Annotated in this window: 23 protein-coding genes; 9 read left to right on the top strand and 14 right to left on the bottom strand. The window is 66.7% G+C overall.

Annotation, left to right across the window (positions count from 1 at the left end; genetic code table 11):
• Positions 1 to 147 precede the first annotated feature (147 nt).
• The 3 genes from HALKA_RS0101590 to HALKA_RS0101600 are packed head-to-tail and all read left to right on the top strand — an operon-like array spanning position 148 to position 2,959.
• A complete protein-coding gene (locus HALKA_RS0101590; RefSeq protein WP_018256350.1) occupies positions 148 to 1,113 on the top strand; it encodes a C-terminal binding protein in 966 nt (321 codons plus the stop codon).
• A 51-nt stretch (positions 1,114 to 1,164) separates the two neighbouring features.
• On the top strand, positions 1,165 to 2,088 hold the full coding sequence (locus tag HALKA_RS0101595; protein WP_018256351.1) for a S49 family peptidase: 924 nt from the start codon (positions 1,165 to 1,167) through the stop codon (positions 2,086 to 2,088).
• Positions 2,075 to 2,959, top strand: coding sequence for a DUF4350 domain-containing protein (locus tag HALKA_RS0101600; RefSeq protein ID WP_018256352.1), 885 nt, complete (start codon positions 2,075 to 2,077; stop codon positions 2,957 to 2,959). The genes HALKA_RS0101595 and HALKA_RS0101600 overlap by 14 nt, the downstream gene beginning before the upstream one ends.
• A gap of 22 nt (positions 2,960 to 2,981) precedes the next feature.
• On the opposite strand, the gene HALKA_RS0101605 is transcribed toward HALKA_RS0101600, so the two are convergent.
• The 5 genes from HALKA_RS0101605 to HALKA_RS0101625 all read right to left on the bottom strand — a co-directional run bounded on the left by HALKA_RS0101605 (position 2,982) and on the right by HALKA_RS0101625 (position 8,960).
• Entirely contained in the window at positions 2,982 to 3,920 is a 939-nt protein-coding gene (locus HALKA_RS0101605) for an NAD-dependent epimerase/dehydratase family protein (protein ID WP_018256353.1), read from the bottom strand.
• Positions 3,921 to 4,161: 241 nt separating this feature from the next.
• The gene (locus HALKA_RS0101610; protein WP_018256354.1) at positions 4,162 to 5,067 is read right to left on the bottom strand and encodes a serine/threonine-protein kinase RIO2; all 906 of its coding nucleotides are present in this window, start codon (positions 5,065 to 5,067) and stop codon (positions 4,162 to 4,164) included.
• A gap of 448 nt (positions 5,068 to 5,515) precedes the next feature.
• Positions 5,516 to 7,753 carry an amino acid permease gene (locus HALKA_RS0101615; protein ID WP_018256355.1) on the bottom strand — a complete coding sequence of 746 codons (2,238 nt, stop codon included), beginning with the start codon at positions 7,751 to 7,753 and terminating at the stop codon, positions 5,516 to 5,518.
• A complete protein-coding gene (locus tag HALKA_RS0101620; RefSeq protein WP_018256356.1) occupies positions 7,746 to 8,171 on the bottom strand; it encodes a universal stress protein in 426 nt (141 codons plus the stop codon). Before HALKA_RS0101620 ends, HALKA_RS0101615 begins: the two co-directional genes overlap by 8 nt.
• 117 nt (positions 8,172 to 8,288) lie before the next feature.
• A complete protein-coding gene (locus HALKA_RS0101625; RefSeq protein WP_018256357.1) occupies positions 8,289 to 8,960 on the bottom strand; it encodes a hypothetical protein in 672 nt (223 codons plus the stop codon).
• Positions 8,961 to 9,015: 55 nt separating this feature from the next.
• Here HALKA_RS0101625 and HALKA_RS0101630 point away from each other — a divergent pair, with 55 nt between their 5' ends.
• Positions 9,016 to 9,369 carry a DUF8062 family protein gene (locus HALKA_RS0101630; protein ID WP_018256358.1) on the top strand — a complete coding sequence of 118 codons (354 nt, stop codon included), beginning with the start codon at positions 9,016 to 9,018 and terminating at the stop codon, positions 9,367 to 9,369.
• Here the strand turns inward: HALKA_RS0101630 and HALKA_RS0101635 are convergent.
• Positions 9,366 to 9,788 carry an acyl-CoA thioesterase gene (locus HALKA_RS0101635; RefSeq protein ID WP_018256359.1) on the bottom strand — a complete coding sequence of 141 codons (423 nt, stop codon included), beginning with the start codon at positions 9,786 to 9,788 and terminating at the stop codon, positions 9,366 to 9,368. The genes HALKA_RS0101630 and HALKA_RS0101635 overlap by 4 nt on opposite strands.
• A complete protein-coding gene (gene msrA, locus HALKA_RS0101640) occupies positions 9,785 to 10,315 on the bottom strand; it encodes a peptide-methionine (S)-S-oxide reductase MsrA (protein ID WP_018256360.1) in 531 nt (176 codons plus the stop codon). Before msrA ends, HALKA_RS0101635 begins: the two co-directional genes overlap by 4 nt.
• A gap of 466 nt (positions 10,316 to 10,781) precedes the next feature.
• Between msrA and HALKA_RS0101645 the strand changes: the two genes are divergently transcribed.
• Positions 10,782 to 11,483 (top strand): lipoyl protein ligase domain-containing protein, encoded by a 702-nt coding sequence (locus HALKA_RS0101645; protein ID WP_018256361.1) that lies wholly within the window; start codon positions 10,782 to 10,784, stop codon positions 11,481 to 11,483.
• Between the two features lie 24 nt (positions 11,484 to 11,507).
• The gene (locus tag HALKA_RS0101650) at positions 11,508 to 12,782 is read left to right on the top strand and encodes a dihydroorotase (protein WP_018256362.1); all 1,275 of its coding nucleotides are present in this window, start codon (positions 11,508 to 11,510) and stop codon (positions 12,780 to 12,782) included.
• On the opposite strand, the gene HALKA_RS0101655 is transcribed toward HALKA_RS0101650, so the two are convergent.
• The 6 genes from HALKA_RS0101655 to HALKA_RS0101680 form a co-directional block, all read right to left on the bottom strand.
• Complete coding sequence (locus HALKA_RS0101655; RefSeq protein WP_018256363.1) at positions 12,783 to 13,166, bottom strand: hypothetical protein; 384 nt, start codon at positions 13,164 to 13,166, stop codon at positions 12,783 to 12,785.
• 46 nt (positions 13,167 to 13,212) lie between these two features.
• Positions 13,213 to 13,569, bottom strand: a complete 357-nt coding sequence (locus HALKA_RS0101660; protein WP_018256364.1) for a DUF7268 family protein — start codon at positions 13,567 to 13,569, stop codon at positions 13,213 to 13,215.
• On the bottom strand, positions 13,569 to 14,498 hold the full coding sequence (locus HALKA_RS0101665) for an ABC transporter permease (protein WP_012807745.1): 930 nt from the start codon (positions 14,496 to 14,498) through the stop codon (positions 13,569 to 13,571). Before HALKA_RS0101665 ends, HALKA_RS0101660 begins: the two co-directional genes overlap by 1 nt.
• Positions 14,495 to 15,538: an ABC transporter permease gene (locus HALKA_RS0101670; protein ID WP_018256365.1), complete on the bottom strand. Its 1,044-nt coding sequence runs from the start codon at positions 15,536 to 15,538 to the stop codon at positions 14,495 to 14,497. Before HALKA_RS0101670 ends, HALKA_RS0101665 begins: the two co-directional genes overlap by 4 nt.
• Before the next feature lie 12 nt (positions 15,539 to 15,550).
• Positions 15,551 to 17,317 (bottom strand): ABC transporter substrate-binding protein, encoded by a 1,767-nt coding sequence (locus tag HALKA_RS0101675; protein ID WP_018256366.1) that lies wholly within the window; start codon positions 17,315 to 17,317, stop codon positions 15,551 to 15,553.
• Positions 17,318 to 17,417: 100 nt separating this feature from the next.
• Entirely contained in the window at positions 17,418 to 20,135 is a 2,718-nt protein-coding gene (locus HALKA_RS0101680) for an ABC transporter ATP-binding protein (RefSeq protein ID WP_018256367.1), read from the bottom strand.
• Positions 20,136 to 20,335: 200 nt separating this feature from the next.
• Between HALKA_RS0101680 and HALKA_RS0101685 the strand changes: the two genes are divergently transcribed.
• Positions 20,336 to 20,854, top strand: a complete 519-nt coding sequence (locus HALKA_RS0101685; protein ID WP_018256368.1) for a DUF7529 family protein — start codon at positions 20,336 to 20,338, stop codon at positions 20,852 to 20,854.
• A 141-nt stretch (positions 20,855 to 20,995) separates the two neighbouring features.
• On the opposite strand, the gene HALKA_RS0101690 is transcribed toward HALKA_RS0101685, so the two are convergent.
• Positions 20,996 to 21,676 carry a DUF5806 family protein gene (locus HALKA_RS0101690; RefSeq protein WP_018256369.1) on the bottom strand — a complete coding sequence of 227 codons (681 nt, stop codon included), beginning with the start codon at positions 21,674 to 21,676 and terminating at the stop codon, positions 20,996 to 20,998.
• A 135-nt stretch (positions 21,677 to 21,811) separates the two neighbouring features.
• Between HALKA_RS0101690 and HALKA_RS0101695 the strand changes: the two genes are divergently transcribed.
• Both HALKA_RS0101695 and HALKA_RS0101700 read left to right on the top strand, forming a co-directional pair.
• Positions 21,812 to 22,180 (top strand): universal stress protein, encoded by a 369-nt coding sequence (locus HALKA_RS0101695; RefSeq protein WP_018256370.1) that lies wholly within the window; start codon positions 21,812 to 21,814, stop codon positions 22,178 to 22,180.
• Positions 22,177 to 22,701, top strand: coding sequence for a GNAT family N-acetyltransferase (locus HALKA_RS0101700; protein WP_018256371.1), 525 nt, complete (start codon positions 22,177 to 22,179; stop codon positions 22,699 to 22,701). Before HALKA_RS0101695 ends, HALKA_RS0101700 begins: the two co-directional genes overlap by 4 nt.
• The last annotated feature ends 32 nt before the right edge of the window (positions 22,702 to 22,733 follow it).

The raw sequence follows: 22,733 nt of genomic DNA on the forward strand, positions 1-22,733 counted from the left end.
CCCTCCGAGACGTCTCGCACAATCCCCGATTCGATATCGCGCATCTCGGTTTATCTGACCGTCCCCGCGGCGGTTCTGTCACCCGCCGTTATCGCGACCCCGGAACGCGATCGGGGATTTTTACCGTTCTTGAGCCCCAGTACCGGTATGAGCGAAGTTCTCGTCAGCGACGACCCGATGCTCGATCCCGGCGTGCTCGCCGACGCGTTGCCCGACGCGACGATCCGAACCGAACCGCTGCCCGACGAGCGCGCCATCGTCGCGGCCGCTCGCGACGCCGCGGCGCTGGTGGTCGACGTGAACACGCCGGTGCCCGCGGGCGTCTTCGAGCAGCTGCCCGCACTCCAGATCGTCGCTCGCGCGGGCGTCGGCTTCGAGAACGTCGACGTGAAGGCCGCGGCCGAACACGACGTGGTCGTCACCAACGTCCCGGAGTACTGTACCGACGAGGTCGCGACCCACGGGCTGGCGCTCCTGTTGGACTGCGTGCGAAAGATCGCCGAGTACGACCGCGCGACCGCGGCCGGCGAGTGGGCCTGGGAGGACGGGCGACCGGTCCACCGGTTCCCCGACACGACGCTCGGGCTCGTCTCCTTCGGCCCGATCGCGCGCCGACTCCGCGAGCGCGTTCGCGGGTTCGACCTCGACGTGATCGCGTACGATCCCTACGTCGATCCCGAGGAGATGGCCGCGGCCGACGTAGAGGGAGTCTCCTTCGAGGAGCTGCTCGCGCGGGCGGATCACGTCTCCCTGCACGCGCCCCTGACCGACGAGACCGAGGGACTGATCGACGCCGACGCGCTCGGGGCCATGCGGGACCACGCGATCGTCGTCAACACCGCCCGCGGCGGTCTGATCGACGAGGCGGCGCTGGCCGACGCACTCGCGGACGGCGCGATCGGCGCTGCCGGGCTCGACGTGTCCCGCCGCGAGCCCCCGGCCGACGACAGCCCGCTGCGCGCGCTCGACAACTGCATCCTGACGCCACACGCCGGCTGGTACTCCGTCGAGGCGCGCGAGGAGCTCAACGAGACCGTGGCTCGCAACGTCGCGGCCGCGCTGGACGGCGAGACGCCGCCGAACCGAATCGACCCGGACCTCGACTGGCTCTGACCGTCCTCGTCGTCGTGGCTTTTTATCCGAGCACGCCAACGACCCTAGCGAATGGCGAATCCGATCGACAAATACGTCAAGACGCTGTTGACCTCCTACACGGTCATCATCGTCGTCGCCCTCCTGATCGGTGCCACGGTCGGCCCCGCCGTCTCGTCGGCGCTGTTCCAGAGCGACGACGAGGGGACGATCGCCGCCGTGACCATCCAGGGACCGATCAGCGGCCCCACCGCCGACGAGGTGACCCGGCAACTCCGAACGCTTCGGACGGACGATTCGATCGACGCCGTGGTCCTTCGCATCGACAGCGGCGGTGGGAGCGTCGCGGCGAGTGAGGCACAGTACCGGGCGGTCAAGCGACTCGCCCGCGAGAAACCGGTCGTCACGAGCGTCCGGGGCGTCGCGGCCTCGGGTGCGTACTACACGGCCCTGCCCAGCGACGAGATCTACGCGACGCCGGGCGGACTGGTCGGGAGCGTCGGCGTACGCGCCCTGATTCCCCAGCCCGACGGCGTCCCCCGCTCCGTGACGACCGGCCCCGACAAGGCCGGCGGGCTCACCGGTGACGACATCCGTGGCCAGGTCGAGACGCTCAAGCGCTCGTTCGTCGATTCGGTGTACGCCGAACGCGGCGATCGACTCTCCCTGTCGCGGACGGAGCTGACGAACGCGAAGGTGTACTCCGGCGCGGCCGCCGTCGACAACGGACTCGCCGACGAGATCGGCGGACTGGAGACGGCCATCGCCGCCGCGGCGGAGAAGGCGGGCCTCGACTCCTACGACGTGGTGTACCGCTCGACGACGCCCGGCGTGCTCTCTTTGCTGCTCGGATCGGACGCCAACAGCACCGACGCCGGCCAGGTCGATCGCGCGTCGCTGTTGACGACGCGTGGCATCGAACGCCCCCAGTACCTGATGCTCTGGGGCGATCTGAACACGTCCGCTCGGGAGGTGCGTGCCAGTGGAGCTGCGTGACGCGGCGCTCAAAGCCGGCGTCTTCGTCGCCGTGTTCCTGGTCGTCGCCACCCTGACCGGGCTCGGATCGATCCCCGTCCCGGTCGACGGGAACGAGACCGCGCCCCTGACCGTCCAGAGCCATCAGCCCGAGGCGATCCTCGCGGACTCGTCGGCCGAAGCCGGCGAGATCGAGCCCGACGCGACCGCGAGCGAGAAGACCGTCGTCATCGACCAGAGCCACAACAACAGCGTCGCGCCCGGCGACATCAGCCCGCTCGTCACGAGCCTGACGGCGGCCGGTCACGACGTACAGTTCTACACCGACGCGATGGCCGACCGCCAGTCCCTCGGCGAGACGCTCTCGGATGCCGACGCGTTCGTCGTGGTCGCCCCGAACGACCAGTACAACGAGAGCGAACGGCGTCGCGTCGAGCAGTTCGCCGACGACGGCGGTCGCGTGCTGCTGGTCAACGAACCCCCGCGACAGGCCGCTCGCGGGGCCACCGCGTCGACCCCGATGACGAATCTCGCCGGAGCCTTCGGGCTCGGATTCGACGGCGGCTACCTCTACGATCTGCGCGAGTACGACACCAACCACCGGGCCGTCTACGCGACCCCAACGAGCGAGACGGCGCTGACGGAGGGTGTCGACCGAGTCACGGCGTACACCGCTCGCCCGGTCGTCGGTGGCTCCTCGCTGCTCGATACCAACGAATCGACCGCGCTCTCGACGACCCGTCGTCAGGCGCGGTACTCGGTGCTCGCCCGTCAGGGCAACGCCGTCGCGCTGGGCGATCGCTCACTGCTGGGCCCGGACTACGCCTACACCGCCGACAACGAAGTGTTGATCGGGAATCTGATCGAGTTCCTGGTCTCGGGCTCGCGGTAGCGGGCGTTCACGTCTCTGCTCGTCACTCTCTGAAACCGGCAGCGACGGCGGCGAGACCGTCTTCGTACGTCGGATACTCGGGCTCCCAGCCGGTGGCTTCGCGGAACGCCTCGTTCGACGTTGGCATGGAACTCGTCAAGAAACGGACGTTGTCTCTGCCGACGAACAGCCGAGCGAGCCAGCCGGGCATCCGACCGGGCTGTTCGGCGTCGAGGTGGTCAGCGAACGTTCCGAGGAAGTCGGCCAGCGTGACCGGTTCGTCGTCGACGACGTGGTACGTTCCCTCGACGCCCTCTTCGACAGCTGCGACGAACGCGCTCGCGGCGTCGTCGACGTGTATCGGCGAGAGAACGACGTCTTTCCGTCCCAGTAGTCCACCACCGACGACCGGCATGTCGCCGCTTTCGAGGTTCTCCGCGATGGTCGCGGTCTGCTCGGCGTCGGCGGCGTAGAACCACCCACACCGGAGGATCGTCGTATCGAACTGGCCGTTCTCAGCGGCCGCCGCCGCGATGTCCTCCGCGTCGGCGGCCGATTCGGTCGTGCGGTCGGTGTTTCGCGGTGCGGACTCGTCGAACGGCGAGCCGTCGGGCTGACGGGCGACCCAGACGACGCTCTGCTGGACGTACTGGTCCGCGCCGACGCGTGTGGCTGCGGTGGTGAGACTCTCGACGCCCGCACGCCGGAGCCGATCGTTTTGCTCCCAGTCTCCCGCGCTCGGTTTCGTCGCCGTCGGGATCGCAGTCGCGGCGTGGATCACCACGTCTGCGCCAGTCGCTCCGTCGACCAGCGACTCCGTGTCGAACAGATCTCCGCGGTGGGGTTCCCCGCCACGATCTCGCACGATCTCGTCGCCCCGCTCGTCTCGGGTCAAACCGACCACGGTGTGGCCGTGTGCGCCACACCGATCGACCAGTCGTTTGCCCAGATCACCCGTCGCGCCGGCGACGAAGACCCTCATACGAGGTTCCGGACGTGGCTCGAATATACTTCTGTCTATCCGGTGTCACTCCGAACGGCCACTTCTCTATCGCGGTATGTGATTTATCTGTGCCCGCTGCTCTCACCTGTCGCTCCGATTTCGCTCGGCCGTCGTCTACACATCCAGAAATCCGCCGTTCATACGGAAAGTTGTAGGTCTTTACCAGATCGACCACACGCCGTCGTGCGGTCGACTGGGTAAACGCCTACAACCGTCCGTATCAGTCGTGGTCAGACAGCGACTCGAACTCGCCTGCGAGCAACGCGTCGGCGACAGCGTCGACCTCGATGTCGTCGACGAACCGGGGGTATTTCCGCTGGAAGTACCCGAGGATGTTCTCCACGTCGCGGGCCAGCAACTCGTCGGCGTTCGCGTGGTCGGTGAGCACGGCCTGGGGCCAGTCGAAGATCGTGATCCCGTCGGAGCCGACGAACACGTTGTACTCGCTCATGTCCGCGTGGACGTACCCGTCGTCGTAGGCCGTCCCCATCTCCGTGAGTATCAGTTCCAGCACGGGTCGCACCTGCTGGTCGTCGAGTTTCGTTCGCGAGAGCTCGACGCCGTCGATCTTCTCCATGACGATCGCGTGGCGGTTGGTGTCGATCGGCTGGGGGACCCGAACCTCCGGGTACAGCGCCTCCAGTGCGTCGTACTCGCGCTCGGCGGCCTTCCGTGCGGTGTACTGCCAGGAGACGTGATCGCGGTCGGCGGTGTACTCTCGTTCCTTGTTGACTTCCCGGAACTGGGTGTACCCCTCGCGGTGGAACTTCAGGGCCATTGGCTTGTAGGAGCTGACTTCGAACACGTCGCTCTCTTTGCCGACTCCCAGCGGGGCACCGAAGCCCTCGATCGTTCCGCGTTCGACGAGCGCGTGCAACGCGAGGGCGTCGTACCCCTCGAAGGTGAGTTTGAACCCCTCGTACTGCATGGTCTTGCGCTCCAGGAAGCCCCGATCTTCACAGCGGTCCAGTCGGTAGTCCACGTCTTCGGCGGTCAGTCGCGAGAACTGCGGGAGCTTCTCGCGGTCGACGTACTCCGAGAAGCGCATTCCCTGCTCGACGCCCGAGAGGAGATGAAAGTCCTCGGGTTCGAGATCTGCCATCTCGCGTGCGACGTTCTGGACCATTAGCGCCCCGTAATCGTCCGACTCGTATAAGTTCGGCGCGTCGGGCGTGCAGCCAGTAATAAATCAGATAGCGCTATATTGAATTGCCGTCGGCGCTGGCAACTGAGCACTCGACGACCAGTGTCGGTTCGGGGAGATCGCTTCTGGACGACCGGGCGGCGTCTCTGTCTCTATCGGTCTCCAGTTCCAGACGCACCGTCGACGCCACGGCGGGGCCTCGCCGGCCGGACCACTGTGGCGTCTCCAACCTCGCTCTCGGACCGGGCGACTCATACTGCCGGCTGTCACTGTTGCAAGAGATTCGCGATCACGGGTCGCGACATTCGTTACAGACGGGCAGCCGGCAGTATCACGACTTCCGACGTTCTGTGAACCCGGTCACTCGCTGTATCGGTCACCGCAGACAGCGTTCGAGGGCCGAGAAAACCACTGAACCCTCGATACCCTCTCAGAACAGCCGTTCGAGCAGCCCCCGGTCCCGGTGGGTCTCCGCGAGGAGGACCGAACACTCCACGTCGTCGACGACATCCAGCACGAGTGACTTGGAGACGAGCCGACGCAGTAGGCCTTCCTCGGTCGCACCGATGAGGAGGAGCGTCGCGTCGTCGGCAGCGTTGCGGATGGCCGTCTCGATGTCGCCGGATTTGACGAGCCGTTCGGCGTCCGTCAACCCGTGTTCGACTGCCCACTCTTCGAGGAACTGCGCTCCCGCCTCGGGATCGTCGTCGACGTTGAGCAACGTCACTTCGGAGTCGTACTCCGCTTGCAGCAACTTTGCGACGGTCGCCGACAGCTCGGAGTCCGGACCGCCGGCTGTCGGGAGCAGAATGCGCGACGGATCGAACCCGCGATCACGGAAGACCAGGAAGTCACAGGGGACCGACTCGGTGAGTTCGTCCATGGCTGACTCGGCCCGCCCCGGCGAGCCGTGTGCGTCCGGACCCCATCCCATCACGACGAGGTCGGCGGTGTGTGAGCGAGCGGCGTCGAAGATGGCCTCGTAGGACTTGTGCGAGATGATCGTGTTGGTCTCGACGTCGACGCCGAACGTCTCGGCGTCTTCTCGGGCGTTTGCGAGCAATCTCTCGGACGTTTCGTCGATCTCGTCGGATCTGTCGGCAGCGGCCGCAAGCGCTGTCTGGCTGGGAACGGTCACGATGTGGGTTGCGAGTACGGAGCCACCGCGCTGTTTGGCGATAGCGCTCGCGAGGGTGATGAGGTCCTGCTCGTTCTCGGGATTGGCGAGCGGCACCATCACGCGGTACTGTCCACCGTCGGGTTGGACGCCGGCAGCGGCGCTGACTGCCGCGTCGGGCAGCTCTTCGGAGCGCGAAATGATGTGTTTCGAGAGGATTCCCTGCTTTTCCGCGCGTGAACGGGCGTAAAGCCCGTACCACAGGACCGCTGCCGCGGCGATGCCAAAGGAGAGCAACAGCGCGTCTCCGGCGACGAACACCAGCAACGCAAAGGAGAACACGACACCGAGGATCGGCAAGAGGGGGTACAGCGGCACCACGAAGTCCGGGGTGTACTCTTCGGGATTCACGTAGCGCATCACGATGAGTGCGAGGTTCAGTAGCCCGTAGATGATGAGGTGGAGCCCCGACGCGGCACCCGACAGCAGCGTTATGTCGCCGATCACGATGAACAGGAGAATGAGCCCCCCGGTGATGCTGATCGCCCTGTAGGGGGTACCATAGCGTGGGTGAATCTCGTTGAGGGCCGGCGTGACGATTTTGTCACGTCCCATGGCGAAGTTGATACGCGACGACGCGAGGATCGACGCGTTCGCGCTGGAGGCGGTCGCGAGCAGGCCACCGAACAGCAGTGCCCCGCCCATCACGGCTCCCTGAATGTAGTCGCCGACCTCGACGACGGCGATGGGGTTCTCGGCGTCGGAGCTGATGATGTCCGCGATGAACCCCTGTGGGACGGCCGCGCTCATGATCACCAACACCAGTGCATAGATGACGGTCACGATGACGACGCTGCCGATGACTGCCCGGGGCAGGTTCTTCCCGGGATCTTTGATCTCCTCGGCCACGCTCGTGATCTGGACGAAGCCGAGATACGAGACGAAGATGAGCCCCGTCGTCTCCAGTGTGGTGACCACGTCGGTCGCGGCCGGGAGGTTCGACGGCTCGGCCCGGAGCGTTCCCAGAAACGTGAACACGGTGAGGATTCCGATGAGCAAGACGACGATGACGTTCTGTAGCCTGCCGGTCTCCTTGGCACCGACGTAGTTGATCAGGATGAAGAACGCACCACCGGCTAGCGCGGTCAGCTTGACGACGGTGATCGAGACCGGACCGACGCCGACGCTGCCCGAGAGTCCGAAGATGCGAGCGATGTACCGCCCGAAGCCGACCATGTAGAACGCGCTGGCGAAGGCGAGCCCGAGCCAGTTCGCCCAGCCGGCGACCGAGCCGAACAGCGGACCGAGGGCGTGGTTGACGTAGTAGTAGGCCCCGCCGGATCGAGGCATCGCGGTGCCGAGTTCACTCGCCGACAGCGCCGTAAACATCGCGATGACACCGCCCAAAACGAACGCGACCGACGCGAGCGATCCGGACTTGAGAATCGCCTCTCCGGGGAGCACGAAGATGCCCGCGCCGATCATCGTCCCGACGCCGATCGTCAGGGCGGCAAGCGGCCCGAGGTCTTTGGCGAGTTCTTCCTCACTCATGGTTGTGTGGCAGGGCGATGACGGGACGTGTCGCCTTCGTCACCAGCTTCAGCGACACATCGCCGGAGAGAAACTGCATGAGCCGATTCCCGCCACGGGACCGATAGGCGATCGAGGTGGCATCGACCTCGTCGGCGGCCGCGAAGATCGCTTGGACCACGTCCCGTCCGTAGGCAGTGTGCTCGTTGGCGTCGGGGAACACCGACCGGACGGCGGCGTACGACGCTTCGGCCACCTCTTCGGACTGTTCGACCGGTGATTTGTCCGGCACACCATCACCTTTCTCCACGACGTGCAGCGCCGTCACCTGTTCCGGGTCGTACGGTTCGAGCGCTCTCGCCGTCGCCAACGCGTCATCGTCAGTAGCGACCGGCACCAGCACGTGTCCGAGGATATCTCTGCCGTTGGTGCTGTCCATACTAGTCAGTACAACGTCTCTCTGTTAACGGTGTGTATCTACCGGTTTCCGTAGTATCTCCGGCGGTCCTCTGAACGGCTCGGAGGGAGCCGGTGAGTCCTTCTCTGCGGCGTCGCGTTACGGCCCGAAACCGCCGGCAGAGAGTTCGTACGGATCGTAGTCGGGACGACTGTCGGTCCCACGTGGGCAGTCGAAGCGCTCCCGATACTGCTCTCGACGCTCGCCGGCCCGTTCGGAGAACAGGAGCAAGACGCCGTAGGGCTGGCTGAACGACGCGGCGTCGACCGGATCGGGATCGAGGAAGACGGCGTCGGTCGTCGGCGCGTCGGCGCTCGCGACGGTCGTCAGCTTCTCCTCCATCGGGAGCAGCCCGGCCAGGACCGACGGCACGAAACTCCCGCCGGGCAGTGGACTGCGGGGCTGCACCCAGCACTCTCCGACCGGCTGGCCGTCCGCTTCGATCACGCTGTGTGCCGGCCCACGGCTCTGCGTGTCCCAGGTCTCTCTGGCGATCTGGGGCAGTTCCACGTCGGTGGCGAACCCAACGTCGACGCCGTCGATCCGATCGAACTCGCGCAGCGTCCAGGCCTCCTCCTCGTCCGTGGGATCTCCGGCGACTCGCCCTTCTATCAGGTCGCCCGTTTCGAGCCCGTCGATCGCGGGCTGTCGTTCCCCGTATCCCTGCTGGTAGATCGTGTAGAGTCGCGTCCCGTCGGTGTCGAAGAGGTTGACGTGGGGGACCGCCTCGACGACCCGATAGACCCGAAAGCGACTCGACCGCTCGTCCATACGCCGACAACGCGCTCCGTCCCCATGTCCCCGTCGGTCCCGGAGCGGGGGGTTGATGACGCTACCCGCCGAACGGCGGCCCGTGAACGGACCCGACGACACCGAACCGCCGTCGAACGACCCGACGATCAGCTGCCGGCGGTGTGGCCGCGAATGGGACCTCGGCGAGGAACTGGACGCCGTCGGCAACCAGGCCTTCGAGCAGTTCGCGCTGGACCATCGCCATCACACCGGCCACTTCCCCGACGGCGTCGCGACGTGGCGCGTCGAGTGTCGCCACTGTCCGGAGACGGTCGAACGGATCGAAGAAGGTGGGGCAAAGCGGTGGGCTCACACCCACATCAGACACACGAACCACGCGGTGACAATCCACGGGACGGACGGCACCGAGCGCGTCCTCGAACCCTAGAGCCCCTCGAACTCGCCGATCGATTCGCGCCAGCTGTCGGGGATCGGGACCGACGAACCCTGCCCGCGGTCGTAGGCGACCATCGTCGTCTCTCCGGTCGCGGCCACCTCGCCGTCGGCGGTCCGGATCTCGTACTCGAAGGGGAAGCTCTTCTCGCCGAGGCGCGGGACGCGGACGCCGACTGTGACCTCGTCTGCCAGTCGGATCGGGCGCTCGAAGTCCAGTTGGAGGTTCGCGACGACCATCCCGGTCTCCTCGCCGCTCCCGGTGATATCGGCCGCCGCACCGCCGACGACGGTTTCGAGGTAGTCGACGCGGGCCTCCTCGACGTAGCTCCCGTAGAGCGCGTTGTTGACGTGACCGTACGTGTCCAGGTCGTTGTATCGCACGTCGACCGTCGTCGTGAACTCGAAGCTCATGCCAGTAGCTCCCGGAACTGCTCGTTGAGCTTTTGAAGCTTCGGATCGATGTTGACCGCGCAGTACCCCTGATCCGGGTTGCGCTCGTAGTAGTCCTGGTGGTACTGCTCTGCGGGATAGAACGTCTCTAGGGGCTCGACCTCCGTGACGATCGGATCCGAATACCGGTCGCCGAGGTCGTCGATCATCGCTTCGACGGTCTCGCGCTGGGCCTCGTCGTGGTAGAAGACCGCCGAGCGATACTGGCTGCCCACGTCGGGGCCCTGTCGGTTCTCCGTCGTCGGATCGTGCGTCGCGAAGAAGACGGTCAACACGTCCTCGTAGTCGATCACGTCCGGATCGTACTCGACCTGAACGCACTCGGCGTGGCCGGTCTCGCCCGAACAGACGGCGTCGTAACTCGGGTCCGCGACGTGGCCACCGGCGTAGCCCGACGTGACGGACTCGACGCCCTCGATCTGTTTGAACACGGCCTCGGTACACCAGAAACAGCCACCGGCAACCGTGGCGGTCTGTGGTTCACTCATCGCTCTCCGGTACGTGCTATGGATACAAAACCTGTGTGTCCGCTGGGCTCGTAGTGTTCAGATAAGCGACTGTCAGCGTAGTGGTGCAGACACCGAAAGCCCTCGCGCAGTTGCGGTCCCGCGACTCGCTGCGCTCCAGTCGGTGCTTGCATCGTCGGGGTTCCCGCAACTGCGCTCGCCCTTTCATCCACCAGGGTCTAGACGGCTCAACGGCCGAATCCTGGCGTCTGTGCGAACAGGGTGAGCACAGGCTCAGGAGAGCGTGCTCTCCTGGCGGATGAAATGGCGAGTCGTGGTCCGGCATTCTGTGGCGGCACTATCTGAACGAAGTGAAGATATCCGTCACAGAATGCCGGAGCGCGACGAGAGCTTTCGGTGTCTGTACCACTACGCTGACAGTCGCTTATCTGAACACTACCTTCGCCAGCGCCCGGAGAGTTATTTCCGTCCAGCCCCTCCGAGAGGTATGCGCGTACTGCGTGGCCGGGCCGCCGATCACGAGAGCGACCACGAGCGAACGTGCCAACTGACCGCGGCCGTCGCCGACAGTCGCGTCCCCGCCCTGCGCGTCTGGCGTCCCCACAGACAGGTCGCGTTCGGCCGTCGTGACGCCCGCGAGGACGGGTACGAGCGCGCCCGCGGCATCGCTCGCGAGCGAGGGTACGCAGTCCTCGAACGGTCCGTCGGCGGGCGAGCGGTCGCGTACACCGGGACGACAGTCGCGGTCGCGCTCGCGGTGCCGACCGACGGCGATCGCTCGGGTATCCAGCGTCGTTACGACGACGCCAGCGCTCGGCTTCAGTCGGCACTCGATGTCCTCGGCGTCGACGCCAGCGAGGGAGAGCCACCGGACTCGTTCTGTCCGGGTTCACACTCGCTGCAGGCCGGCGGGAAGATCGCCGGGATCGCCCAGCGAGTCCGCCAGCGCGTCGCCGTCGTCGCGGCGGTCCTGGTCGTCGACGACCGCGACGAGATCGCGACCCTCCTCGATCCGGTGTACAGCGCTCTCGGCGTGCCCTTCGATCCCGAGAGCGTCGGGAGTATCGCGCTCGCTGGCGGCCCTGCCGACCCGGATGCCGTGATCGAGGCGCTCGTCGCTACCTTCGTCGGCGACCGCTCGACGGCAGTTGAGCACGCCTCCGACGAGACGGAACTCCGAGACACTTAGGGACCGCCACCGCCGAAGGGGCGTATGCTCATCCAGAACGCGACGCTCGCGGACGGGCACACACGGGACGTGCGTGTCCGCGGGGAGACGATCGAAGCGGTCGCCGAAGACCTCACGGCCGACGACGACGAGCAGGTGATCGACGCGACCGACCGCCTCCTCCTGCCGGGTGCCATCGACGCCCACGTCCACTTCCGCCAGCCCGGCTACGGCCACAAGGAGAGCTGGGCCAGCGGTTCGCGGTCGGCCGCGGCCGGCGGCGTCACGACCGTCGTCGACCAGCCCAACACCGACCCGCCGACGGTCGACGGGGCCGCCTTCGATCAGAAGGCCGAGCTGGCCGGCGAATCACTCGTCGACTTCGGCATCAACGGCGGCGTCACGGACGACTGGGAGCCCGCGGAACTGCTCGATCGGCCTCTGTTCGCGCTCGGAGAGGTCTTCCTCGCGGACTCGACCGGCGACATGGGGATCGACGCCGACCTGTTCGAGGACGCACTGGTCGCGGCGGCCAAGCGGGACGTGACCGTCACCGTCCACGCCGAGGACGCCTCGCTGTTCAATCGGGCGGCGAGAGATCGAGACGACGCCGACGCCTGGAGCGCGTTCCGGACCGCCCGCGCGGAAGCCGCCGCCGTCGAGCGAGCCTGCGAGGTCGCGACCGAACACGACGCCCGGATCCACATCGCTCACACCTCCACACCCGAGGGGATCGACACCGCCAGCGACGCCGGGATGACGACCGAGGTCACGCCGCATCACCTCCTGCTCTCGCGGTCGGACCTCGACGAGCTGGGCACGCACGGCCGGATGAACCCGCCGCTGCGCAGCGAGAAACGCCGCCGAGAGGTGTACGACCGCGTCGTCGACGGCACCGTCGACATGATCGCGACCGACCACGCGCCCCACACCCGCGAAGAGAAGGACGCCTCAATCTGGGACGCCCCCTCCGGGGTGCCCGGCGTCGAGACGATGCTCCCGCTCTTGCTGGCCGAGGCCCGGACCGGCGATCTGACCTACGAACGGGTCCGGGATCTCGTCGCCGCGAACCCCGCCGACGTGTTCGACCTGCCGGAGAAGGGCCGGATCGCCGAGGGCAACGACGCCGACCTCGTGCTGGTCGACACCGACGACGTGCGCGAGATCGGCGGCGACGGGCTCCACTCGAACTGCGGGTGGACCCCCTTCGAGGGGTTCGACGGCGTCTTCCCGAAGTGGACGACGGTCCGTGGCACGGTCGTCTACGACCGGTTTGACGACGAATTCACCGATCACCAGGGCGAGAACGTTCGAGCCTGATCAGACGATCCCGTCTCGAAATCGCTCGATCCGGGAGGTCGGGACGGGCCAGACGACCCCGAACAGTAGTCTGTTCGTCAGGATGCCGCTCCCGACTCCGAACTGCAGTGCCGCGACGGTCGGGACCGGCGGGTTGACGACGAAAACGGCCAGGAGACTCGCGGCCACGACGGCGACGACCACGGCTGTGAACCCCCACGTGGAGTCGTCCGGTGTGTAGCCCCGATCCCCCGCGATGGCGAATCCGACTGTCCCCAGTGCGGTAGCGACCACGAGCCACCAGTGCTCGACGAGGGTCCCCGTTTCCGCGAGTCCCAGCGCCGCGATGATCTGTACGACGCCGAGAAAGCCGTCGAGCAGTGCGATTTTCGCCCGAGTATCCATGAACGGTGTTCCGGCGGCCCGGTGTTAATTGTGCGGGAGAGCCCACTCAAACGAGTGCCGCTGTCGCGCTGACCCCGAGCATCGCGCCGAACCCGAATCCGGTGATCCGGGCCATCGCGCGCCGGGAGTCGGCCTCGGTCCAGTCGCCCGCCGCGTCGAGGTGTCGTTGCATCGCCTCGACACCGCGGCCGGCGAGGACCGAGCCCGACCAGCCAAGCAGTCCGAAGCCGAACGCGAGCGCTCCGAGGGCGAACGCCTTGCGGGTGCCAAAGAGCGTGCCCTCGGCGTAGAGGGCGAGCACCGCGACCGCAATCGAGCCGGCGAGGGCCCCTGTGGCCAGCGCGGAGCCGACGATCCGGGCCCGCGGGCGTGCCCAGTCGGTCGCGGTCCGGCCGACCGCCATCAGTCGATCGCCTCCCGCATTCGCGGATCGAGCGCGTCCCGCATCCCGTCGCCCAGCAGATTGAATCCCAGCACCGTGACCGCGAGGAAGAGTCCGGGGAAGAAGGAGAGCCACCACCGGCCGGTCAACAGGCCGTTGTCGACGCCGCGAGAGAGCATCAGTCCCCACGACGGCGTGCCGGCCTGAGCACCGAATCCGAGGAAAGAGAGGGCCGCGAGGTCGATGATCGCCAGTCCGAAGTTCAGCGTCGACTGGACCGTGATCGGCGCGAGCGTGTTCGGGAGGACGTGGCGCACGAGCACGCGGGGATCGGTCGCGCCCAGCGCGACCGTCGCGTCGACGTACTCGTCTTCGAGCACCGTCAGCGCAGCTCCCCGAATCACGCGAGCGAAGCGGGGCGTGTACACGAGCGTCAGGGCGGCGACGGCCCGCCAGAGACCCAGTTCCCGCGGGAAGATGGCGACCAGCGCCAGCGCCAGCAAGAGCGGCGGGAACGCCAGCAACACGTCCATCGTCCGCATCACGACGTTGTCGGTCACGTCGCCGTAGTACGCCGCGACGATGCCCAGGCCGACGCCGACCACGGTCGAGGTGCCGACCGTGATCGTGCCGAACTGGAGCGCGAGCCACGCGCCGTAGAGACAGCGCTCGTAGATGTCTCTGGCGGCCGAGTCAGTGCCGAACAGGTACTGGTCAGCCGGGCCGGTGCCGGTCCAGCCCGGCGGCGCGCGGTCCGGGACCGCCGTCCCCAGTCGCGAACTGGCGAGTGCCTGGGGATCGAGCGTGATGCGTGCGTAGAGTGCGATCGCCAGCATGCCGAGAATGATCGTCAGGCCGACGAGTGCGAGCCGGTTCGACAGGAGCTTCGAGAGGAACGGCGACGCTCGAAGCCGATCGACCGCGCCGCGCCGTCTGGTTTCGGTGCTCATTGTTGAATGCGTGGGTCGAGGTAGCCGTAGGTGATGTCGACGACGAGGTTCACGAGCGTAAACAGCAACGCGAACGTCAGCACGGTGCCCTGGACGACGGGGTAGTCCAGCGCGCCGATGGCGGTGACGATCGTCAGGCCCATCCCGTTGATGCCGAAGACCGTCTCAGTGAGGACGGCACCGCCCAGCAGCGTCCCGAACTGGATCCCGATGATCGTCACCACGGGGATCAGCGCGTTCCGGAAGCCGTGTTTCAGAACCGTGATCCGAGCGCCCTGGCCCTTCGCCCGGGCGGTGCGCATGTAGTCCTGGCGCACCACTTCCAGCATCGACGAGCGCATCATCCGCGAGATCAGCGCGGTCGAGTAGATCCCGATCACCAGCGCGGGCAAGAAGAGGTGATGCACCGCGGAGGTAAAGGCCGTCCAGTTGCCAAGCAGGAGCGAGTCGACGGTGACCAGTCCGGTCAGGGGAAGCTCTCGGCCGAGGAGGTGCCAGCTGTCGGGTAGGAACAGCGTCGAGTCGATGCGGCCGCTCGTGGGAAACCAGTCGAGATACGTCGCGAAAGCCAGGATCAGCAGCGGTCCGGACCAGAAGATCGGGACCGAGATACCCGTGAGCGCACCGATTCGGGTGACGTGATCGGTCAGCGAATCCTGGCGGATCGCAGAGAGGATCCCCAGTGGAAGCCCGAGGAAGATGCCCGCCAGCTGGCCGAGAATCGCCAGTTCGAGTGTGACCGGGAGCCGGTCGAGCAGGACCGATCGGACCGGTGCGCCGCGGCTGATGCTGTAGGACTGTCCGAAGTCGAATTGTGCTGCGTCCCCGAGAAAGGAGAGGTACTGTATCCACAGCGGCCGGTGGAGGCCGAGCTCTCGGCGGACCTGTTCGAGTTGCTCCGCGGAGGCTCGCTGGCCGGCGATCACTCTGGCAGGGTCGCCCGGAGCCAGATGCAGGATCGCGAAGACGACCGTCGCGACGCCGAACAGCACCGGGACGAGCAGGGCGATCCGCTTCAGGACGAACCGTATCGAGGCCATGTCGACTCGTGGTTACTGCAGTTCGACGGTGTTGAGGTACGGTCCGCCGACGGAGCTCACCGTGTAGGTGTCCTCGACGACGGCCTCGTTGATCGCCCGAAGCGTCTCGGCGTAGTCGACGAACACCCACGGAGCCTCGTCGTGGGCGAGCTGGTTGGCCTCCTGGTACATCGTATCGCGCTCGTTCGCGTCGTAGGTCGACTGAGCCTCCCGGACCAGTTCCATGTACTCGGTGTTGGCCCACGCCGAGACGTTCAGCGTGTTGTACCCGTCAGTGTCGAAGCTGATCCAGTCCTGTCCGTCCGGAACGTCGTCGAGCGGGACCTGTGGGTCGAGCAGGACGTAGAGAAAGTTGTCGGGATCGGCGTTGTCTGTGTACCACCCGAGGAAGCAGGCGTCGTGGCGGCCCTGGTCGGTGTAATCGAGATAGGGGCCGAAGTCCGAGAACTGGTTGATCTCGACAGAGAGACCGATGTCCTGCAGATCGGAACGGACCTGGTTGGCCGTCTGGACCGGACTGGGGTTGTAACCGCGCGGGTTCGAGAACGTCGCTAGCTCGAACTCGAAGCCGTCGCCGTAGCCCGCTTCCTCCAGCAGCGACCGGGCCTCGTCTTTGTCCGTCGGGTAGGGATCGAGACCGTCGTTGTGTCCCAGCACGTCCGGCGGCAGCGGCTGGGAGGCCTGGGTGGCAAAGCCCTGGTAGATCTGGTTGACGATGGCCTCGGTGTTGACCGCGAGCGAGACCGCACGCCGGACCCGGCGATCCCGGAACGGCTCCATCCGTTCCATGTTCATCGCCATGTAGCCGACGTTGATCCCGTTCTTGCGCAGTAGCGTCGCCGTGTCGCTGCTGTCGGCCCGCTGGAAGCCGTCGGAGTCGAGGTTGTCGGTGACGTGTGACGCGCCGTTGATCACGTCCTGAACGCGCGTGCTGTTCTCGGAGATGGTCTTGAAGACGACAGAGCCGACGTTCGGACCGGGACCCCAGAACGACTCGTTGGCCGTCAGGCGGATCCGGTCGTTGGGGTTGTCCAGCTGGTCGAACGCGAAGGGGCCGGTCCCGATCGGTTCGGTGCCGAGCCCGACCTGCGCGTCCGGGCTCGCGTCGAAGCTCTCGATCTGGGCCTTCGAGAGCACCGCCGCCGCGAACATCGCGAGGTTGCGCAGGAAGGGCGCGTAGCGCTGGCTCAGTTCGATCGTCAGTTCGCCGTCCTGGCTGGCGTCGACCGATTCGATCCAGTTGCCGAGCGTGAAGGGGCCGTATCCGGATCGGTTGGCGTCGCCGAGGTAGTAGTCGTATTCGGGATCGGTAAAGCGCCGGAAGGTCGCCTCGAAGTCCTCGGCGGTGAACGGCTCACCGCTGTGGAAGGTCACGTCCTCCCGAAGCGTGAGCGTCGCCGTCGTCCCCTCCAGCGAGTAGTCGGTCGCGAGTCCGGCTTCCAGTTCGCCCCCGCTGCCGGCGGCGAACTGGATCAGCGTGTCGAAGATCTGGTTCGTCACCTTCGCGACCTCGCCGCTCGTGGTCTGCTGGGGGTCGTAGTTCTCCGGGTGGTCCCCACGGGCGTAGACGAGCGTCTGGTCGCCGGCAGTGTCGTCGCCGCCGTCGTCACCTTCGGCGGTGGTCGCGGCCTCGTCGGTCTCCATCTGTTCATCGCCGCCCTCTGTCGGCGTCTCGTCGTCACCGTCGTCGCCGGCACAGCCGGCGAGCGTTACCGTGACGGCACCAGCACCGGCCGCCCTGAGGAAGTCGCGTCGTCCGAGTGGATCGTCAGACTGCATGCCCCAAAATGACAATAGAACAACTATAATGGTATGTGCGGGCCGACTACCGTTCGAGTCCGATCGGTAGCGACGTAGTTACCACACGCGTACCGAGCGCTCACGATCGGTCGATGTCGCCGTTCTCGACCAGGTGGCAGGCCGCCGGATGGGCGCGGTCGCCGAGTTCGGGATGGGACCGCTCGCAGACGCTCTCGAAGCGGTCACGCAGGACCGTCTCGGCCCCGTCCCAGTCCTCTGTCGCGAGGTGCTCGAACGACTCGGCGACGACCTCGCGGTTCCGGCCCGTCGGCGGGTGCTCGAACAGATCCTCGAACAGCGCGGATTTGAACGCCGAGCGAGACGCTCGCTCGTGGGGCCGCCCCCCGTCCGCGACGGTCGCGCTCGTCTCGCCCGCGGCCGCGTCCCACGCCGCGTCGAGGTCGATCCGTTCGTTTTCGACGCGCTGGCGGTAGTCCATCACCTCGCGGAACGTCGCCTGCTCGATCTCGATGTCCTCGGGCGGGATGACCGACGGACAGCGCGTGTGGAACCGACAGCCACTGGGCGGGTCGATCGGGCTGGGCACGTCCCCCTTCAGAATGACGCGATCCGAGTCGGCGTCGGGATCGGCCACCGGGATCGCAGACAGCAGCGACTTCGTGTACGGGTGTTTGGGGTCGTCGAACAGGGCCGGCGTGTCGGCGACCTCGACGATCTCGCCGAGGTACATCACGGCGATCCGGTCACAGATGTGACGGACCACGGAGAGATCGTGGGCGATAAAGAGGTAGGTGAGGCCGAACTCGCCTTGCAGATCCTCCAGGAGATTGATGATCTGGGCCTGGACGGACACGTCCAGCGCCGAGACGGGCTCGTCACAGACGATGAAGTCGGGATCGACCGCGAGCGCGCGTGCGATGCCGACGCGCTGGCGCTGGCCGCCCGACAGCTCGTGGGGATACCGGTCGAGCTGTGCCACGTCGAGTCCGACGGCCGCGACCAGTTCCTCGACGCGCTCGCGGCGCTGTTGTCGCTTCGACCGCTCGTCGTCCGCGTCGGGCAAGTCGTGGATCTGGAGCGGCTCCGTGATCGTCTGTCGGACAGTCATCCGGGGGTCGAGACTCGACAGCGGGTCCTGAAAGATCATCTGCATGTCTCGGCGCTTCCCGCGCAGCGCGTCCGAGTCGAGGCCGGCCAGATCGTCCCCGGCGAACAGCACGGTGCCGTCGGTCGGCTCCAGCAGCCGGAGGATCGTCCGGCCAGTCGTCGACTTCCCACAGCCCGATTCGCCGACCAACCCCAGGGTCTCCCCCTCGTAGACGTCCAGCGAGACGCCGTCGACGGCCCGCACGGCGTCGGGGACGCGCCCGAGATACTTGTCGAACAGATCCTCCGCCCGCGAGAAGTGCTTTTTCAGGCCGTCGATCTCGACGAGCGTGCGGTCCGTCCGCGTCGTCTCGCTCGCGGCCACGCCGTCCGCGTCGCCGCCGTAAGCGTCGGCGTCGAACGACTCGAAGATGCACTTCGAGCGGTGGTCGACGCCCTCGGGCCCGTGCTGGAGATACGGGATCTCGCCCCGGCGGCAGTCGTCGGTGGCCCACGGACACCGCGGCGCGAAGTGACACCCCTCGGGCATGTCGATCAGGCTCGGCACCGACCCACCGATGGGAGTGAGTCGCTCTGTGTCCGCACGGGGGATCGACTCCAGCAGCGTGTAGGTGTAGGGGTGTGACGGATTGTGGAAGATCTCCCCGACTGGCCCTTCCTCGACGATCTCTCCGGCGTACATCACCGCCACGCGGTCGCAGGTCTCGGCGACGACGCCGAGGTCGTGGGTGATAAAGAGCACCGCCATCCCGAGATCCGCCTGGAGGTCGTCGATCAGATCCAGAATCTGGGCCTGGATCGTCACGTCCAGTGCCGTCGTCGGCTCGTCGGCGATCAGGAGCGTCGGACGACAGGCCAGCGCGATCGCGATCAGCACCCGCTGGCGCATCCCGCCGGAGAACTCGTGGGGGTACTCGTCGATTCGAGTCGTCGGCTCCGGAATCCCGACGGCATCGAGCAGTTCGAGCACGTCCTCGCGGACCCGTCCCGTCACGGCGTTACCACCGACGACGGGGAGGATCTCGCGGAGCGCGTTGGCCCAGGAGTCCGATCGCTGTCGGCCGTAGCGGTGTAGCAACAGGCTCTCCGCGATCTGCTGGCCGACCGTCAGCGCCGGATTGAGCGAGGTCATCGGATCCTGAAAGATCATGCCCATGTCCCCGCCCCGCACGTCGCGGAGCACCCGCTCGGGGGCGGCCCGGAGATCGACGTAGCCGTCCCGGATCGTGACCGGAGCCGTCCGCGGCTGGGCGGAGTCGGATCCAGTCCCGGAGGGCGTCGTTCCGCGGTCGGTCTCGTGCTCTCCAGTCGAACCGACCGGCCCGAGTGCTGTCGCCGGCTCGCTCCGGACGAACCGCCGGGCCAGTTCGTCGTCGTCGAGCGATCGATCGACGCCGTCGGGGAGTCGCGACCGATCGAGATCGACCGCGTCGAGGTGGAGATAGCCGTCGTGGTCGGCTGTCGCGACGCCGCGGGGATACTGTCGTGCGAGACGGTCGACTGTCTCGACCGCACCGAAGTGCACGTCGCCACCGGCGAGAAAGCCGGGCTCGTCGACGATCCGCATGGCCGACAGCGCCGTCACGGACTTGCCCGACCCGGACTCACCGACCAGTCCGAGCGTTTCGCCCGCACGGACGGACAGATCGATCCCGTCGACGGCGTGTACCGTGCCCCGTTCGGTCTCGAAGTGGGTCTTGAGATTCGAGAGCGTGAGGAGGTCGCGCATCTATCAGATACTCTCCCGTGTACCGTATTACTATCGTGGCGTTTCGGACAGTAGACTCTCCCTACCAGTCGGTCACCAGAAGCGAGAGGAGTGGCTTCGAGTCGGTCGACGATCGCCCACGGTCGTGGTTGATAACTGAAACGAGGCCGGCAGCTAGCAGGCAGCGACTACTATTTGCGTGTCGCCACCACGGTCGAGCAATGAGTGATCCAGCCCAGCGAGCGAACACCCCCTTCGACCGCGTCGTCGACCCGTGGGAACGGGTGATCGACGAGATGCACGCGACGGCCGAACGACACCGCGAGGACGGAAAACGGGTGATCGAGTGTCATCCCGGCGACGTGGCGACGCTCACCGGCGACCCCCGGACGGCCGCGGCGTCGACCGGCGACATCGAACCGGACCGCCGCGTCGGCCTCGACGCCGTCCTCCCGGGATCGGAGTTCGAGGCGGTTCAGGCGGTGCTGAGAGATCGGAACCCGGACCGCGTCGAGGTGTTTCGGGCGCGTGGCAACGGCCTCGTCTTCCTGTTGCTCTCGCTCTCGTGTGGCGACAGCGTCGTCTTGCTCCCGCTGTACTACGAGCGCGAAGACGCGGACGCGCTCCGATCGATCGCCCGTGACGGTGGGTTCCCGGTCCACGTCCGACCGCTGACCGACGGCGAACGCGTGCGCGTGACAGTCGACGATCCCGAGCTCTGTGTACCGTCTCGCTCGTAGAGCCCGTCGGGCTCCGGCCCGGGCCGGCCGGCGAGGTCTCATACGGTTTATTGTAGTTGCTTACCGGTGATCGTCGCCACGGAGTAGACGATCACCGGTAAATCGCTACAATAATCCGTATCAGTCACCACCCACAGGGCATCACGTCTCCTCACCAACGTCGATATCGTGGCCACACTCCGGGCAGGACACCTCGTCGTGGCGCAGCGCCGCGGAGTGTTCGCGAACGTCGCGCATTACTTCCGAGATCTGGTCTTCGGTCTCCAGCTCCTCCTCGACGCTCAGTTCGACGCCCTCGACCTCCAGCAGGAACTTCGCGACCTCCGTGGCCTCGTACATCACGTCGTCGAGTTCCTCGGCCGTGAAGAAGTCACACATCGCACCATAGAGGAACGTCGCGCCGGCCTTGCGGACCTTCTCCTCGAAGGACGCGCGGGCCTGATTGACCGCCTGTGGCGTGTACGTGTCGGTCATGAACGGGACCAGTTCGGGGAGGTTCTCGCCGATCTTGGTCATCTCGACGCCGGTCTCGGTCCGGAAGTCCGCACAGAGGCGGGCGATCGCCCACTCGCGGGCGGTGACGTAGGTCCGTTCCCGCAGGAACTCGTTGGCCCGGTCGTAGGTCCCGCCGTCGATCTTCTTGAAGCGGTCGTACTTGCGTACGTCCGCCGGAACGTCCGGCTCCTGAGAGTCGCCGTCGGTAGCGTCGAGCGACTCGTCGTCGGCCGGCTCGGACCCGTCGGCCGCGTCCGGTTCGGTCGACGACGGCTCGGCTCGTGAGCGCTGTTCGTCGGTCTCGTCGGGGGACGCGCCGTCTGTCATGCCCCACCCTCTGTTCCGGCGGTGAAAAAGTCTGCCGGCGGCCGCCCGGGCCGCGCGGAGCCGAACACGACGCCGGGCCAGACACCGCCACCGCGGGGAGGTGGCTTTTTCACGAGTGCCCGCATTGGCCCGCCTATGCACGTCCTACTCGGTGTCGGGGGCAGCGATCTCTCCTATCAGGCCCTCGACGAGACGATCGAACGCGCACGCGAGGCCGGCGACGAGGTGACCGTCGCCGTCTTCGACGGCCACGAGACAGACGCGGGCGGAGACGAAGTCCAGGAGCGGGTCCGCGAGCGGCTCGACGAGACCGGCTTCGAGGCCGAGATCAGACGGCTCAGCGGCGATCCTGGGAGTCGACTCGTCGACGTCGCCGAGAGCGAGGGGTTCGACCGGATCGTCCTCGGCAGCGGCGAGCGGTCGACGCTGGGCAAGATCCAGCTCGGTTCGATCGCCGAGTTCGTCCTGCTGAACGCACAGACCCCGGTGACGCTGATCCGATGACGCGACGCTATCCAGACGAGCCGGCCGGTACGTTCCCGGCACCGCCCCGCCAGGTGACCGACCGTGAGGGGCGATCGATCCAGTTGCGGTGTGCAGACGGGACCGACCGGACGGCGCTGATCGAGATGTACAAGCAGTTCGATCCCGCCGACCGCGCCCAGGGCATCCCGCCGGCCCGCGAGACGGCCATCGAGCGGTGGCTGGAGAACATCCTCGATACGGACCGGCACAACGTCGTCGCGAGCCACGAGGGCGATCTGGTCGGCCACGCGACGCTGGTCCCCGACGATGACGACGGGTACGAGCTGGCGATTTTCGTCCTCTCGGCGTACCAGGGAGCGGGAATCGGGACCGAACTCGTCGAGACGCTGCTGGGCCACGGCCAGTCCGAGGGGATCGAGCAGGTCTGGCTCACCGTCGAACGGTGGAACGACCCCGCGATCGCGCTCTACCGGAAGGTCGGCTTCGAAACGTCGAACAGCGAGCGGTTCGAGCAGGAAATGGCGATCCGGCTCGCTTGACCCACGCCGGATCGGTGGAGATGGCGATCCGG

The sequence above is a fragment of the Halomicrobium katesii DSM 19301 genome (assembly GCF_000379085.1).
In the GTDB taxonomy this organism is placed as follows: domain Archaea; phylum Halobacteriota; class Halobacteria; order Halobacteriales; family Haloarculaceae; genus Halomicrobium; species Halomicrobium katesii.

Bases quoted from the DNA above. Each gene is read 5' to 3' on its own strand.
- HALKA_RS0101590 (WP_018256350.1), top strand. From the start codon at position 148: ATGAGCGAAGTTCTCGTCAGCGACGACCCGATGCTCGATCCCGGCGTG.
- HALKA_RS0101595 (WP_018256351.1), top strand. From the start codon at position 1,165: ATGGCGAATCCGATCGACAAATACGTCAAGACGCTGTTGACCTCCTAC.
- HALKA_RS0101605 (WP_018256353.1), bottom strand. From the start codon at position 3,920: ATGAGGGTCTTCGTCGCCGGCGCGACGGGTGATCTGGGCAAACGACTG.
- HALKA_RS0101610 (WP_018256354.1), bottom strand. From the start codon at position 5,067: ATGGTCCAGAACGTCGCACGCGAGATGGCAGATCTCGAACCCGAGGAC.
- HALKA_RS0101615 (WP_018256355.1), bottom strand. From the start codon at position 7,753: ATGAGTGAGGAAGAACTCGCCAAAGACCTCGGGCCGCTTGCCGCCCTG.
- HALKA_RS0101620 (WP_018256356.1), bottom strand. From the start codon at position 8,171: ATGGACAGCACCAACGGCAGAGATATCCTCGGACACGTGCTGGTGCCG.
- HALKA_RS0101625 (WP_018256357.1), bottom strand. From the start codon at position 8,960: ATGGACGAGCGGTCGAGTCGCTTTCGGGTCTATCGGGTCGTCGAGGCG.
- HALKA_RS0101630 (WP_018256358.1), top strand. From the start codon at position 9,016: ATGACGCTACCCGCCGAACGGCGGCCCGTGAACGGACCCGACGACACC.
- HALKA_RS0101635 (WP_018256359.1), bottom strand. From the start codon at position 9,788: ATGAGCTTCGAGTTCACGACGACGGTCGACGTGCGATACAACGACCTG.
- msrA (WP_018256360.1), bottom strand. From the start codon at position 10,315: ATGAGTGAACCACAGACCGCCACGGTTGCCGGTGGCTGTTTCTGGTGT.
- HALKA_RS0101645 (WP_018256361.1), top strand. From the start codon at position 10,782: ATGCGCGTACTGCGTGGCCGGGCCGCCGATCACGAGAGCGACCACGAG.
- HALKA_RS0101650 (WP_018256362.1), top strand. From the start codon at position 11,508: ATGCTCATCCAGAACGCGACGCTCGCGGACGGGCACACACGGGACGTG.
- HALKA_RS0101655 (WP_018256363.1), bottom strand. From the start codon at position 13,166: ATGGATACTCGGGCGAAAATCGCACTGCTCGACGGCTTTCTCGGCGTC.
- HALKA_RS0101660 (WP_018256364.1), bottom strand. From the start codon at position 13,569: ATGGCGGTCGGCCGGACCGCGACCGACTGGGCACGCCCGCGGGCCCGG.
- HALKA_RS0101665 (WP_012807745.1), bottom strand. From the start codon at position 14,498: ATGAGCACCGAAACCAGACGGCGCGGCGCGGTCGATCGGCTTCGAGCG.
- HALKA_RS0101670 (WP_018256365.1), bottom strand. From the start codon at position 15,538: ATGGCCTCGATACGGTTCGTCCTGAAGCGGATCGCCCTGCTCGTCCCG.
- HALKA_RS0101675 (WP_018256366.1), bottom strand. From the start codon at position 17,317: ATGCAGTCTGACGATCCACTCGGACGACGCGACTTCCTCAGGGCGGCC.
- HALKA_RS0101680 (WP_018256367.1), bottom strand. From the start codon at position 20,135: ATGCGCGACCTCCTCACGCTCTCGAATCTCAAGACCCACTTCGAGACC.
- HALKA_RS0101685 (WP_018256368.1), top strand. From the start codon at position 20,336: ATGAGTGATCCAGCCCAGCGAGCGAACACCCCCTTCGACCGCGTCGTC.
- HALKA_RS0101690 (WP_018256369.1), bottom strand. From the start codon at position 21,676: ATGACAGACGGCGCGTCCCCCGACGAGACCGACGAACAGCGCTCACGA.
- HALKA_RS0101695 (WP_018256370.1), top strand. From the start codon at position 21,812: ATGCACGTCCTACTCGGTGTCGGGGGCAGCGATCTCTCCTATCAGGCC.
- HALKA_RS0101700 (WP_018256371.1), top strand. From the start codon at position 22,177: ATGACGCGACGCTATCCAGACGAGCCGGCCGGTACGTTCCCGGCACCG.